The 14,518-nt window shown below is 63.4% G+C and carries 10 protein-coding genes and 1 pseudogene; 9 read left to right on the forward strand and 2 right to left on the reverse strand.

Annotated elements, in window-relative coordinates; translation table 11 throughout:
- Window positions 1-28 precede the first annotated feature (28 nt).
- The 9 genes and pseudogenes from KI242_RS28090 (at window position 29) to KI242_RS28130 (ending at window position 12,369) form a co-directional block, all read left to right on the forward strand.
- Window positions 29-913, forward strand: a complete 885-nt coding sequence (locus tag KI242_RS28090; RefSeq protein WP_011063758.1) for a TatD family hydrolase — start codon at window positions 29-31, stop codon at window positions 911-913.
- Window positions 910-2,148 (forward strand): metabolite traffic protein EboE, encoded by a 1,239-nt coding sequence (gene eboE / locus KI242_RS28095; protein ID WP_212805726.1) that lies wholly within the window; start codon window positions 910-912, stop codon window positions 2,146-2,148. Before KI242_RS28090 ends, eboE begins: the two co-directional genes overlap by 4 nt.
- Entirely contained in the window at window positions 2,138-3,583 is a 1,446-nt protein-coding gene (locus KI242_RS28100; RefSeq protein ID WP_212805727.1) for a nucleotide pyrophosphatase/phosphodiesterase family protein, read from the forward strand. Before eboE ends, KI242_RS28100 begins: the two co-directional genes overlap by 11 nt.
- Window positions 3,562-4,743, forward strand: a complete 1,182-nt coding sequence (locus KI242_RS28105; RefSeq protein WP_041120041.1) for a hypothetical protein — start codon at window positions 3,562-3,564, stop codon at window positions 4,741-4,743. Before KI242_RS28100 ends, KI242_RS28105 begins: the two co-directional genes overlap by 22 nt.
- A gap of 10 nt (window positions 4,744-4,753) precedes the next feature.
- Window positions 4,754-7,165, forward strand: coding sequence for a hypothetical protein (locus tag KI242_RS28110; protein ID WP_212805728.1), 2,412 nt, complete (start codon window positions 4,754-4,756; stop codon window positions 7,163-7,165).
- 66 nt (window positions 7,166-7,231) lie between these two features.
- On the forward strand, window positions 7,232-8,173 hold the full coding sequence (locus KI242_RS28115; protein ID WP_053154150.1) for a hypothetical protein: 942 nt from the start codon (window positions 7,232-7,234) through the stop codon (window positions 8,171-8,173).
- A 13-nt stretch (window positions 8,174-8,186) separates the two neighbouring features.
- Window positions 8,187-9,473: a hypothetical protein gene (locus tag KI242_RS28120; RefSeq protein ID WP_212805729.1), complete on the forward strand. Its 1,287-nt coding sequence runs from the start codon at window positions 8,187-8,189 to the stop codon at window positions 9,471-9,473.
- A 3-nt stretch (window positions 9,474-9,476) separates the two neighbouring features.
- Window positions 9,477-11,302, forward strand: a pseudogene (locus tag KI242_RS28125) (hypothetical protein).
- A 14-nt stretch (window positions 11,303-11,316) separates the two neighbouring features.
- The gene (locus tag KI242_RS28130) at window positions 11,317-12,369 is read left to right on the forward strand and encodes a hypothetical protein (protein ID WP_212805730.1); all 1,053 of its coding nucleotides are present in this window, start codon (window positions 11,317-11,319) and stop codon (window positions 12,367-12,369) included.
- A gap of 97 nt (window positions 12,370-12,466) precedes the next feature.
- Here the strand turns inward: KI242_RS28130 and KI242_RS28135 are convergent, their stop codons facing one another.
- Window positions 12,467-12,976, reverse strand: coding sequence for a single-stranded DNA-binding protein (locus KI242_RS28135; protein WP_011063767.1), 510 nt, complete (start codon window positions 12,974-12,976; stop codon window positions 12,467-12,469).
- Window positions 12,977-12,985: 9 nt separating this feature from the next.
- Window positions 12,986-14,380: an MFS transporter gene (locus KI242_RS28140; RefSeq protein ID WP_011063768.1), complete on the reverse strand. Its 1,395-nt coding sequence runs from the start codon at window positions 14,378-14,380 to the stop codon at window positions 12,986-12,988.
- Window positions 14,381-14,518: the final 138 nt, after the last annotated feature.

Here is a 14,518-nt window from a genome sequence, read left to right on the forward strand (position 1 = left end):
TTTTCCCGCACTCAAGCAAGGAGCCACCATGGCGAAGTACTTCGACCCGCACATTCATATGGTCAGCCGCACCACCGACGACTACCAGAACATGGCCGCCGCCGGCATCACCGGGGTCATCGAGCCTGCGTTCTGGCAAGGCCAGGCGCGCACCAGCGTCGGCAGCTTCATCGACTACTTCGACACCCTGCTGGGCTGGGAGCGCTTTCGCGCCAGCATGTTCGGCATCCACCATTTCTGCACCATCGGCCTCAACCCCAAGGAAGCCAACGACCTGTCGGTGGCTAACGAAGTGCTGGAGATCCTGCCGCGCTACCTGGTCAAGGACGGCGTGGTAGCGGTAGGGGAAATCGGCTACGACGACATCACCCCGGAAGAAGATCGCTTTCTCGCCGCGCAACTGGAACTGGCCAGACAGTTCAACCTGCCGGTGCTGGTGCACACCCCGCACCGCGACAAGATCGGCGGCACCAAGCGCACCCTGGCGGTGATCCGCGAGGTGGGCATCGCCGAAAACCTGGTGATCATCGACCACCTCAACGAACTGACCCTGCCCCTGGTGCTGGACAGCGACTGCTGGCGCGGGCACTCGATCTACCCCAACACCAAGATGTCGGAACAGCGCATGGTGGCCCTGCTGCAGGAATACGGCAGCGAAAAAATGGTGGTCAACAGCGCTGCCGACTGGGGCATCAGCGACCCGCTCAAAGTGCCCAAGACCGGCCAGGCCATGCTCGCCGCCGGCTTCAGCGAAGCCCAGGTGGAGCAGGTGCTGTTCCACAACCCGGTGGATTTCTTCGCCCAGAGCGGGCAGTTGGACAAACAACTGGTGAGCACCCCGCTGCCGATCGACCAGCGCCGCCAGTGGCAGGACAACTCGGCCCTGAGGGGCCAGGAACCGGTGGTCAAATGAGTGCCCGGGCCGGCTGGCACGCCGCGCAGATCGGCTATTGCAGCAACGTGCACCCGGCCCGTGACGTGGCCGGCCTGCGTGCGTCGATCCAGGAACATTTCCAGGGCGTGCGGCGTCAGCGTGGGCTGGCGGTGCAGGACAGCGGCCTGTGGATCAGCGCCCAGGCCGCCGCCGAACTACAGGTGCCCGAGGTGCGCGAGGCCTTCATCGAACTGCTGCACGATTGTGGCCTGCGCCTGACCTCGCTCAACGGTTTCCCCTATGGCCAGTTCCATGAAGGCGCGGTGAAGGCCGAGGTCTACCGGCCCACCTGGGCCGAACCCCAGCGCCTGGAATACAGCCTGCAACTGGCGCATCTGCTGGCCGCCGCTCTGCCCCTGGATTGCCAGCAGGGGGTGATTTCCAGCGTGCCCTTCGGTTATGCCGCCACCTGGGACGAGGCCCAGCAGCAACAGGCCGAAACCCACCTGCGGCAACTGACCGCCGAGCTGGCCAGCCTGCATCGCAACAGCGGCAGAAAGATCCTGGTGTGCCTGGAGATGGAGCCGGATTGCGTGCTGGAAAACACCGATCAGGCCCTGGCCTTTTTCAAGCACTGGCAGGCCACCGATCCCCATCATGGCTACCTGGCGCTGTGCTTCGACGTCTGCCATCAGGCGGTGGTCTTCGAAGACTGCTATCAATCCCTGCAACGGCTGCTGGATGCGCGGGTTCCGGTGGGCAAGATCCAGCTGTCCAACGCCCTGATCTGCCAGTTGCCGTTTGCCGATCGCCCACGCCGCCAGCAGGTACTGCAGGCCTTGGGCAACTTCGCCGAAGCCACCTACCTGCATCAGGTCAAGGCCCGGGATATGGCCGGGCAGCTACTGGCCTGGGCCGACCTGCCCGGGGCCCTGGACGCCGCCGAACCGGCCCAGGGGCAATGCCCCGAGTTGCGCATTCACTTTCATGTGCCGCTGTTCAGCGAACAGTTTCTACTGGCCGAGCTCAGCGGCAGCCAGCAGGCCTTGCTGCGCACCTTCGACTTTCTCGCCGCGCACCCGAACTTCCAGCCGGTGCTGGAGGTGGAAACCTACAGCTGGAACGTGCTGCCCGGTGCGCTGCGCCCGGACAGCGAGCAGGCCTTGCTGCAAGGCATCGCCGCCGAGCTGCAATGGGTCGAGGGCCAACTGCGCCAGCGGCATCTGCTGCGTACCCACTCGTCTGCCCTGGAGGCTCCGGCCCATGCCTTCTGAACGCCCGCGCCAGCCCTTGCTGCTGATCAATGTGGTGGGCCTGACACCCAGCCTGCTGGGGTCGGCCACGCCGCGGATCAACAACCTGCTGCAACGGGCGCGAATGGCCCGGCTGCGCCCGGTGTTCCCCGCCGTGACCTCCACCGTGCAGGCCTCGATCCTCACCGGGCTGCCGCCTTCGGAACACGGCATCGTCGGCAACGGCTGGTATTTCCGCGATCAGGCCGAGGTGCGTTTCTGGCTGCAGCCCAACGCGCTGATCCAGGGTGAAAAGGTCTGGCAGGCGCTGCAACGGGAGATACCCGGCCTGCGCTGCAGCCAGCTGTTCTGGTGGTTCAACATGTATGCCCAGGTGGAGGCAGCCATCACCCCGCGCCCCCACTACCCGGCCGACGGGCGCAAGATGTTCGGCCTCTATTCGTCGCCTCCGGGGCTGCACGAACGCATCGAACAGCAGATCGGCGAGTTCCCCTTTCCGAGCTTCTGGGGCCCGGCCGCGGGGATTGCCTCCAGCCGCTGGATCGTCGACTGCGCCATCGCCGAGTTCCAGATCAGCCGCCCCGACCTGCAACTGATCTACCTGCCGCACCTGGACTACAGCCTGCAACGCCTGGGGCCGGAGCATCCGTCCATCAGCGACGAAGTGCGGGCCATCGACCATGAAGTCGGGCGCCTGCTGGATTTTGCCCAGCAGCAAGGCGCGGCCGTGATGCTGGTCTCCGAATACGGCATCGAGGCGGTGCAGCAGTCCATCTCGATCAACCGCGTGCTGCGCGAGCAAGGTCTGCTGCAGGTACGTCGTTCACTGAGCTGGGAGCTGCTGGACCCCGGCGCCAGCGCGGCCTTCGCCGTGGTCGACCACCAGATCGCCCACGTCTATGTGCGCCAGCCCGAGGACATTGCCCGGGTCAAGGCCCTGCTGCTGCGCCAGCCCGGTATCGAGCAGGTGCTGGACAGGAGCGAGCAGCGGGCCTGCCAGCTCGCTCACCCACGCAGCGGCGAGCTGGTGGCGGTGGCCGCCCCGGGCTTCTGGTTCGATTACTACTACTGGTTCGACGACCGCCTGGCCCCGGATTTCGCCCGCACTGTGGATATCCACCGCAAGCCGGGCTACGACCCACTGGAGCTGTTCATCGACCCGGCGATCCGCTTTCCCAAGCTGCGGGTCGCTCGCCGGCTGCTGCAGAAGAAGCTCGGCTTTCGCTACTACATGGACCTGATTCCCCTGGACACCTCACTGATTCGCGGCAGCCACGGACGCTTGCCCAGCAGTGCCGAGGCAGGGCCCCTGCTCATCACCGATTGCGATTTACCCCTGCCGGCGCACCTGCCGGCCACCGCGGTAAAGCACCTGCTCCTAGAGCATTTCCTAGGGCGCCCCTATGACGATACGGCTCAGGCCAAGGAGATTCCATGCGGCGAACCATCCCTATAGTCGTGCTCGGTGTGTTGAGCGGCCTCGCTCACGCACAGACCACGCCCGCCTTCAATTGCAGCAACTTCCTGACGTTCAATGGTGACCAGGCCGGCACCCTGAGCACCTTCAAGCAGAGCCCGGAAACCATGGCATGGAACTGGTTTGTGTGCCTCAACCAGCCGGCCGGCTCCGGTAGCCCGGAGCGGCTCTGGGAGACGTTCAAACCATCCGATGAGGTCTACCTGAGCAAGGGGCAGGCTCCCCAGCCCTACAGCACCCAGGCCAACCTGCCGAGCCAGGTGCAGACCCAGGCGCAGAAGATCCCGGGCATGAACACCAGCGGGCTGTTCCTCAACCTGGGCAACGACACCGACGGCAGCACCGACAACGGCACCCAGCAGGTCGATGGCCTGGCCCTGGAAATGGGCAACCAGGTGCCGGAAGCGCAACGGGGCCAGTCGGTGCGTTTTCACATGTTGATGGGCCAGGACACCTTCAACTACATCGTCCAGCAGAAGATCTACAACCGGAACGGCATTGCCGCCCTGACCAGCAGCCTGAACTTTCCCGCCACGGCCTGGGAGCTGAAGACCTCCTGGTTGTGGATCGGCAGCGATAGCACCTTCCAGGCACAACTGGCAAAGGATGGCTACTTCATCGCCCAGGCCTACTACGTCGACAAGCAGGGCCAATACCACACCGGCTACGCCGGCCTCAGCGGCATGCACGTCATCAACAAGCTGACCCACGACTGGGTCTGGACCACCTTCGAGAACCGCAACAACAGCAAATACACCGTGACCAACGGCACGCCGGCCAAGCCCATGACCAACATCACCGGGCCCACTGCCGCGGCCCAGCCGGTGAATGCCACCTTCCAGCAGCAGAATCCCACGCTGGCCCAGTACGAGTTGATCGGCGTGCAGTACGACCAGGCCCAGGCCGAGCCCAAGCTGCTGGCCAACTCCCAGCTGGAATCAGCCTTCCAGAGCCACTCCTCGTGCCTGGCCTGCCACAACACCGCGGCCTATTCGAGCAACAACACCTACTTCAACTTCGCCTTGAAAGAGGATGGCGGGATCGTCTACCCCACCACCGTACTACCGGACTCCGACTTCGTCGGCTACCAGAAACTGGACTACGTCTGGTCGCTCAAACGCGCCCAGTGGCAGCGCTAAGGAGCAGCTCATGAGCGTCTTGAACTTTCCCCGGATCTACTTCAATGGCCACATGTTCTGGAACCCACCGACGGCCAACAACAACGACGTTTTCCCGCTATATGACGCGGTGAAGATGCGCATGAACTGGCCGTTCCTGTCCTACTACGGGATCAACGACCAGAACGCCCCGCAACAGCTGATGCCCTGGACCATCGCCCCGCTGGCCTACGAGAACGTGCCGGACTACGTGCTGCAGGTGCCCACCAATGGCTCGCCCAGTGGCTACCCGATGATTCCCGCCGAATGGGACCTGTTCGGCGACAACGCCTGCGGCTTGGTCGACTACGAGCAGACCCGCTCGGTGATCGTCGGTGGCGAGTTCCAGGCCAACACCTACATCGACAACGACCCGCTGGTGAACAAGTGTTACCAGTTGCAGGGCAACCCGTTCGGCAGCGCCGCGCCCACAGCCGCGCGCTTCGTCGATATCAGCCCCTGGCAGAACACCTTCACCGCCCTGTACTTCGACAAACTGGTACTGGGGGACGCCACCTGCGGCCTGACCTTGAAGCGCCGGTACCGCATGCTCGACCGCTTCCTCAACTTCAACTGGGGGGCCTTCGGCGGCTTGAGCTACGTGACTACCACCTGGCAGACCTGCTTCCCGAAAGACCAGCTGCAGTGGATCGTCGGCGACTCGCAACTGCTGAAGACCCTGCAACAGGAGATGATCAACCAGAACGCCAAGGGCCTGATGTTCCGGTTCACCACCTACCTGACCTTCTACGACAAGAACGGCATCTTCAACGACTTCCCGGTGGTGGACAGCCACTCCAAGACGCCCGAAGCCATGGCCGCGCTGCAGGCGATGTACCAGAAGGGCCTGGATAACGTCGCCGACATCTTCTTCAACCCGGCCTACAGCCGCACCGCCGGTACTCTGGGCCTGTGGTTCGACAATGAATACCCCACCGCTCCGGCTGGCCGGCGCCTGGAACCCAAGGCCCCGGTACCGGTGTGCAAGGCGGTTCCCAAAGACACCAAGCCTGCGGCCATGACCCTGGGGGTGATCAGCGCCCAAGTGCACGACAACACCCTGTCCCTGGACCTGGGCAATACCTTTCCGTTCTATCCCGCCGGAGACAGCGCCGCACTGCCGCCCACCAACACTGACCTGAGCCAGGGAATTCCGGTGCCCGGGAAATACCTGGCCGGTGATTACGACATCGGGGTACGGCCCACTGGCGGCGCTTTCCACAAAGTCGCCAGTTTTGGCTTCGAACAGTATCGCCAGACCGCCTTCGACAAGCGCGCCGGCCTGCTGGACCTGCCCATCAGCTCCGCCGACCAGGCCGCGTTGCAACAGGGCGCCCTGGAGCTGCAGTTGCAGGGCAGCCAGGAACTGGTCGCCGCCGCCCAGAATATGTGGACCGCCGAGGTCCTCGACAGCGGCTGCTTCATCGATGTGGGCGACACCCGGGTCCTGAGCATCATGGTGCAGTACGACGGCCAGCCCGCGCCCGCGGGCACCGCGCTGTGGGTGGCGGAGTACAACAACGCCTACATGCTGACCACCAGCGACTATTACCTGGCCTTCAGTAACGCGGCCAACTTCACCCTGTTCAACAACTACCCGAAGGACCCCGGGAGCAACACGTCGAACCGACCGCAGTTCGTCGGCACCCAGACCGCTGAAAGCCTGTTGCACGTGGGCAGCGGCCGCCGGCTCAGCGCGGTGCTGAAGGTCGACGGCAGCGAGCCACCCGAGCCCATGCTCTACCAGAGCTTCCTGACCACGCCCTCGGCCGCGGCCCTGAGCCCCCGCCTGCAGTTCACCAATGGGCAGGCATGCAGCGGCACCCTGGCAGACCCGCTGAACGCCACCGTGCAGTACAGCCTGGCGCAGATCCTGACCGACGCCAATGGCATCGCCCAGGTATCGGTCAAGGCCGTGGCGGCCGGCTTCCCGACCTTGCGCTTCTTCATCCAGGACGGCCAGCAGCAACCGCCGGTGCCCTTCAGCTTCAACTACACCGACGCCTACACCGACTTCCTTGCGCCCCTGCGGGTCCTGCCCCAGGAGCCGGAGATGCTCAAGGACTTCATCGACTGCTGGAACCGGGTGTGCACCCAGGACGACGCCAGCGTGCGGATCTGGAAGGAGTTCATCTTCCCCAGAATCCTCCAGCCCTTCTATTACCTCTACCCGATCATGAACAAGTTCATGCCGCTCAACTCCCTGCAACGCATCGAGGGCGCGATCAACCAGTTCATCGTGCTGATCAGCAAGGACTACCAGGAGGAAAGCACCCTGGCCATGCCGATCACCCGGGACCTGCCGCAAAGCCGGCGCAGGGTGCTGGAAATCTGGGCCCAGGACCTGGTGAGCAAGGGCTACCCACCGATCCCGCTGAAACTCAACGACTACCCCCACGGCTGAGCCGCAAAGGCCAGCCCATGGAATGCCGGGCGACCCCGTCGCCCGGCGCTTTCAAAGGAGTGTCAGATGAACGCCAGTCTCTTCAAGCAACTGCTGTTGGCCGCCAGCCTGCTGAGCGCCAGCCAAACGCTATGGGCCGAGACCTACCCCGACAACGTCTACTTCAACATGGGCGTGCACAACGACCGGGGGTGCGACGCCAAGACCAACAACTGCATCGCCAAGCGCAAACCCGGCGAGCCGGCCGATCCGCTCTACCCGGCAACCTGGGTCAGTGACTGGATCATGTACCGGGTCACCGCCAACTACGTGAAGAACCCACCGCCCTACAGCAGCCCGCCCAGCACCCTGAAACCGGCCGACTACACCGTGTCCCGGGGCACCAGCTACTACGACAACGACTATGTGCCGGCCGACAAGGACGGCACCGGGGCGATGATGGAGCACTACGAGAAGTACTGCCTGCCGATCTTCCCGATCAAGGACAACAACTACACCTGCTCCTTCGTTTCCCTGGGCAACAAGGCCTACTTCCTCACCTACCCCGAGGACCGGCCAAAGGACATGCCGGCCTGCTGCATGTTCTCGCCCATGAACCACCCGCCGCGCCGGGACTTCATCAAGCACCTGCCCTACAGCGCCGCCCGCAGCCAGCATCTGGATGGCAGCGTGCAGGCCTACGCGCTGGAGATCCCGGTCCAGCCGAGCCCGATTCTGTTCGGCTATGCGTTCTACAAGAAAGCCAGCAGCGACGGCCCGGGCCAGCCGGCCTATCAGCATCCGCAATCGTTCTATTTCTCCGGTGACGAGAGCGTCGCCAACGCGCCAATCGTCAGCCAGAACTACCTCAACTGGCGCACCGAGAAACCAAATCCGGCCACGACCTGGGACCAGGTGGCGAAGATGTGCCCGGCCAACCCGCCGGACTGCCAGCTCTTCACGCCACCGCCATCGCTGAAGAACGGTGCGCGGCCGCAGTGGAACCAACTTTCGCCCCCCTCGCCATGACAGGAGCCGCCTCATGAACCCCTTGAGCCGTTTCACCGCCCTGTTGTTGCTTGGCCTGGGCAGCCAGCAGGCCAGCGCCCTGCAGCCCAGCGCAGCGGCGCCGCAGACCAGCTGCCCACCCACGGCTGCGGTGCCTGCTGCGGGCGCGTCGCAGCAGGCTTTCGATCAATACAGCTGGAAGATGTTCATCAACCTGAACTGGCCGGCCCAGGCGGGACAGCGCGGAGTGGCCGATTGCAGCAAGCCCCTGGGCAGCCCTGGCGATACCGTGTGGCAGACCTACAAGAGCGTCAGCGAGACCTTCCTCCCCGGGGCCAAGAATCCGGGCCTCTGGAACTCGCAACTGCCCCGCAGAAATCTCAGCCTGATCAACATCGCCGCGGTCAAGAACACCCAGGTGGTGCAATCGGACAACCAGGCGGTGGGCGGCTGGCTGATTGACCAGCGCGGCAACCCGACCTACTACGACATCGCCGCCAACGAGGTCTCCTACAACTACATCGTCGATAACGACTTCTACAACGCGGTGGTCGTCAACGCAGCGAAGAACATCAGCTTTCCCAACAACGCCGGCGAGATCAAGAGCAGCTGGCGCATCCTCGGCAGCGCCGACGACAGCAGCCGCTATCTGACAATGAAGGCCCTGGTCACCCAGTTCGACAGTCAGGGACAGCCCAACGGCACCACCGAGGCCACTTTGGGATTGGTGGGGTTGCACATCATCAGCAAGGTGGAGGGGTTCCCGCAGTGGGTCTGGTCGACCTTCGAGCAGGTCGACAACGTGCCTCCCAAGACCCAGCTGGGGGGCCGTTGGGTGGACCAACCGGTCTCGGGGATTTTCTACTCCTACTTCAACGCCAAGGCGCCCGCCGAAAGCCTCAACCAATCCCCCTGCCTGTGGCAGCAACAAGCTGGACAAATGGTCTGTACCCCAAAACCCGGTAACAGCTTCAGTACCCCGGACCCACTGAACCGGGTCACCCCGATCACGGACGTCACCCAGCAGATCAATACCCAATACCAGGGCGATCCGCAGGTACAGCAAAGCGTGTTCAAGTACTACCAGTTGATCACCACCCAACGCCCGCAGTCGCCGGATAACCCCGGCAACCCCTTGGGGCAACCAACGCCATCACTGTCGGCCAACGTCACCATGGAAAGTTACATCCAGACCAACAGCAGCTGCATGAACTGCCATTCCATGGCCGCACCGCTCAACAGCCAGTACAAGAGCGACTTCTCCTTCCTGTTCAGATTCGCCCAAGCCCCAGTCACCAGCGTCGCCAAGGATAAGGAATAGATCATGAGCATATTGAATGGACCCCGACTGAACTTCTGGGGCGGCATCTCTACCGACGTCAGCGTGCCAAACAACTCACCGACCTTGCCCAATGGCATCGCCACCTCCCTTGAGCTGTTCGACCTGACCACCTCGACCGTGGCGGACCAGGCCAAGACCTATAGCGATGAGCACCTGTACCAACTGATCAACGCCCCGGACCCGAGAATCGGCCCCAACAGTCGGTACACGGCCGGCGGCTGGAACCACTATGGCGAACACGTGGTGACGCTGCACAACGCGCTGATCAGTTCCCAAGGCACCCCGGGCAACATTGCGCTGGAAGGGGATATGGTCGGACAGCCGGTTTACCTGCTCGGCTCCGTGACCCCCGGCACCGGACAAGGTCCCTACTCCGGCCCAATGATGGTCGACCTGGACCCCACAGCCAGCACCACGACCCAGATCTTTGTCGGAGGCCTGCAGATCGGCAACGGCAACACGCCTCAGCTCTTGATTCGCTGGGATACCGTGTGCAGCAGTTTCGACCTCAATACCCGGGTGCTGGAACCTGCAACCATGGACTCGCCGGGCTCCTTCCACGCCAGCGGCACCTTTCAACTGACCTTTCCGCTGAGCAGCATCGTCAGCTACAACAAGGAAAGTGCCGGACTCCGGGCCCTGATCGAGGCGCCCAACGCTACCGGGATCGTGCTGCGTTTCGTGATGTTCGAAATGTGTCCGACCCTGACCACCGAGCAACTGAATGCCGACTACGCAGCCAACCAGTTCAGCCCGAACCCGAGCATCGGCCGGGTCATCGGTACCCTGGCCACGGCGTTTACCGATGAGCCGCAGATCTGTCCGCCGGGCCGCCAAATCATCAATGCCGACAAAGACCTGAACATCAACAGCGTGGCCTATGCCGAGGTCGCCAACGGGCAACTGAGCATCGACATGGTCAACCTGATCCCCAAGCAGACGTTCAGGGCTGTACGCGACGACATCACCAGCCCCATCGGCCCCAACGCCGACTTCGGGACCGTCACCATCGCGGCCGGAACCACGCCCCTGGCGAGCTTCGAGCCCAGCAATCCGCTGCTGCAAGACTACTACCGGTACGGCGGCATCATCGACGTGCCGCTCAACTCGACCCAGACACAGTTGGTGCAGAGCACGCCCTTGTGCATTAGTGCCCCCGGGACCACCCGCAACCCGGCGCTGTGGGCCCCGAATGCCCGTATCGGGTCTACAGCGATCAGCGCAACACCTACCTCGATCCCGACAGCACAGGCGTGCAGATCACCTTGCAAGTACGTTACCTGGGAGCGCCGGTGCAGAAGGCTACGCCGATCAGCATCGATGCCTCGGCGACCGCCGTCTATCAAGCCAACCGCTACTGGAACTTCCTGGAGCTTCCGAACTCGGTAACGGTGCCGGCCGGTCAACCTTCGGTGAGTTTCAACGTCGTTCCCGTCGCCGGTTCCAATACCCAGGCTGGCTTCACCACACTGACCTACACCATCAACAACAACCCTCTGACCCAGAGCTTCAGCAACTTCCGCAAGTACGCCTGGAGCGACTTCGGCGTTCCAACAGGCAGCATCGTCACCTGGGAACAGGCGTTTCAAAACGTGCTGCGCTTTCATTACCTGGCCTTCCCCGCCATGTCGCGCTACATCCAGCTCAATCAGCCCGACGCGGTGATGGGTTACAAACAGGCGATCCTGGCCCGGATATCCCCCGAGTACCAGAACACCACCTTGTACATGTCCGTGGTGCGTTCGATGTCGCCAAGCCAACGCTCCCTGCTGACCGCCTACCTCAACGGCACGCCCTGGCAGCCTTGAACAAGGAGAAGACCATGCCCGTTGCTCTGCATATTCCCACCCAGCTCGAGCAGGTGCTGCGACCGGATCACGTCATCGCCGAGGGCCTGCTCAACCCTCGCGGGGTTTGCCTGCAAGGCGATGGCAGCCTGCTGCTGGCGGAAGCCGGCTCAGGCCTGCCGGACCAGCCGTTCAGCGGCCGCATCAGCCGCCTGCGTCCGGATCCGGGCCAGCCGGGCGCCTACCTGCCGCCCCAGGTCGTGGCCCAGGGTTTTCGTTCGATGAACATGCAATCGCGCATGCTGCGCGACGAAATCATGGGCCTGTCGGACATCGCCCTGGGCGACGGGCGCTGCCTGGCCAGCCAAACCGACTACGTCGCCGGCTCCAAGCTGCTGGACCTGCAATACAACCCGCCCGAGCCGCTGTTCCATAGTCGCGGCAACCTCAACTCGCTGTGCTATCACCCGTCGCGCCGCAGCTGGCTGGCGGTCAAGCCCGATAGCAACCAACTGGTGGAGTTCACCGAAGGCGGTGAACAAGTCCTGGCGCAGCTGCCCGATCTGGATCAGGGCCAGGAAGCCGTGCCGGTGACCCTGGTGCACGAGCCGCAGACCGATGCAGTGCTGGTCAGCCTGTTCTCCGGCGAGCTGCGCCGGGACCCGCCGCGGATGGGTATCGACTTCGCCGACAAGGCGGGCCAGGTGATCCGGGTCTGGCCCGAGAGCGGCAGGATCGAGGTGCTGATTCGCGGGTTGCAACTGCCCACCGGGCTGGCGCTGGACCCGCAGGAGCGGATCCTGGTGCTGGAACTGTGCGACCGGCTGCTGCAACCGTTGCCGACGGACTGGGCCGGCGAAGTCCTGCACGGCGGCTTCGCCCGCTTCAGCGGCCGCCTGCTGCGCTGCGATTTGCAGCAACGCAGCGTGCAAGTACTCGCCAAGGGCCTGGATACGCCTTCCAACCTGTGCTGCGTCGCAGACGCGGTGCTGGTGAGTGAAGGCATGGGCCTGAGTGGGCGGCCGATTCCGACGCCGGAGCAGCAGGTGGTCGCACTGAGCGGCCGACTGCGGCGGGTGGCGCTTTGAGCTGAGTGATACGGCACACCGGTTAAACCCGGGCATAAAAAAACGGGGCCATCTGCATGGCCCCGTTTTTATCGATGCTGAACGCTGAAAACAGCGATCAGAACGGAATATCGTCATCGAAGCTGTCGAAGTCCGGAGCCGGCTGTGGAGCGGCCTGCTGTGGAGCTGGACGCGACTCACGCTGAGGCTGCGGAGCAGGACGGGACTGCTGTGGACGCGGTGCCGAGTTGGACATGCCGCCCTGGCCTTGCTGGTCGCCCTGTGGACGGCCACCCAGCAGCTGCATGGTGCCCTGCATGTCGACGATGATTTCGGTGGTGTAGCGCTTGATACCGTCTTTTTCCCACTCGCGGGTCTGCAGCTTGCCCTCGATGTAGACCTGCGAACCCTTGCGCAGGTATTCACCGGCGATCTCCGCGACCTTGCCGAACATCGACACGCGGTGCCACTCGGTGCGCTCGACCTTCTGACCGGTCTGCTTGTCGGTCCACTGCTCGCTGGTGGCCAGACTCAGGTTGGTCACGGCGTTACCGTTAGGCAGGTAGCGAACTTCGGGATCCTGGCCGCAAGTGCCGACCAATATGACTTTGTTAACCCCACGGGCCATAACGTTCTCCTAGGCTTCGCTCGCCGACGGCGCTGGATTGACCAGCTGCTCGAGGGTCGTGCGATCCAATAATTCGGTGTCCAATTTGATGTAAATGGCGGCCTCTTCGGCCACCACTACGGCATCTGTTACCCCAACAACGGCCTTCAGGCGCTCGACCAGGCCGGCTTCGCGGATCGCTTCGGGCGATAACGGCAAGCGCAGGCTCGTCACATACGGGGGCTCGCGCATGGTAACAGCAAAGGCCAGCCAGAGTGCAGCCAGGACTGCGCATCCAAGGAACACAGCCGACAAACCGCCATGCTGGAACAACCAGCCGCCGAGGATGCCGCCCAGTGCCGAACCGAGGAACTGGCTGGTGGAATACACCCCCATCGCCGTTCCTTTACCACCCGCCGGCGAAACCTTGCTGATCAGCGACGGCAAGGACGCTTCCAGCAGGTTGAACGCGGTGAAGAACACCACGGTACCAATCACCAGCGCCCGCAGGCTGTCGCCGAACTCCCAGAAGAATAGCTCGGTGAGCAGCAGCGTACTGACCGCGCCCAACAGAACTCGTTTCATTTTGCGTTTCTTCTCGCCGTAGATGATGAACGGGATCATGGCGAAGAACGAAATCAGCAGTGCGGTGAGGTAGACCCACCAGTGCTGCTCCTTGGGCAGGCCGGCTTTTTCCACCAGCGCCAGGGGCAAGGCCACGAAGCTCGACATGAGCATCGCGTGCAACACGAAGATACCAAGATCCAGGCGTAGCAGATCGGGGTGCTTGAGGGTCGGGATCAGCGCCTGGCGCGCCACTCCGGATTCCCGGTGCTGCAGCGGCCCGGTTGAGCGCGGCACCATGAAGGCGATGATCAGAATGCCCACCAGGGCCATGGCCCCGGTGGCCAGGAACAGCCCCGAAAGCCCGAAACTGCGGGTCAGCAGCGGGCCCACCACCATGGCCACGGCAAAGGACAGGCCGATGGTCATGCCAATCATGGCCATGGCCTTGGTCCGGTGCTGTTCGCGGGTCAGGTCGGAAAGCAGTGCCATCACCGCCGCGGAAATTGCGCCGGCGCCCTGCAGGATACGCCCGGCGATCACCCCCCAGATCGAATCGGCGTTGGCCGCCAGCACACTGCCCAGGGCGAACACGATCAACCCCAGGTAGATAACCGGACGACGACCGATACGGTCGGAAATGATCCCGAAGGGAATCTGGAACACTGCCTGGGTCAGGCCATAGGCACCAATCGCCAGCCCGATCAGGGTCGGGGTCGCTCCTGCGAGATCCATTCCATAGGTCGCCAGGACCGGCAGTACCATGAACATGCCAAGCATACGGAAGGCGAACACCAGGGCCAGCCCGCTTGCCGCGCGGGTCTCGCTGCCACTCATGCGTTCGTTGTGGGGATCGTGCATGGATAAACCTCATGTGAACCGGCGGCGATTCTACCAGTCGGATCGATTGAGGGGGTATATGGCGACGCTTTGCCGCGCAGCCCATGCCAGCGATCAAAAAAGCGCCGAACGATAGTGTGCATCCATCCAGTGTTTGGT

Origin of the sequence: Pseudomonas sp. Eqa60, from assembly GCF_018326405.1 — a bacterium.
GTDB classification, from domain to species: Bacteria; Pseudomonadota; Gammaproteobacteria; order Pseudomonadales; family Pseudomonadaceae; genus Aquipseudomonas; species Aquipseudomonas protegens.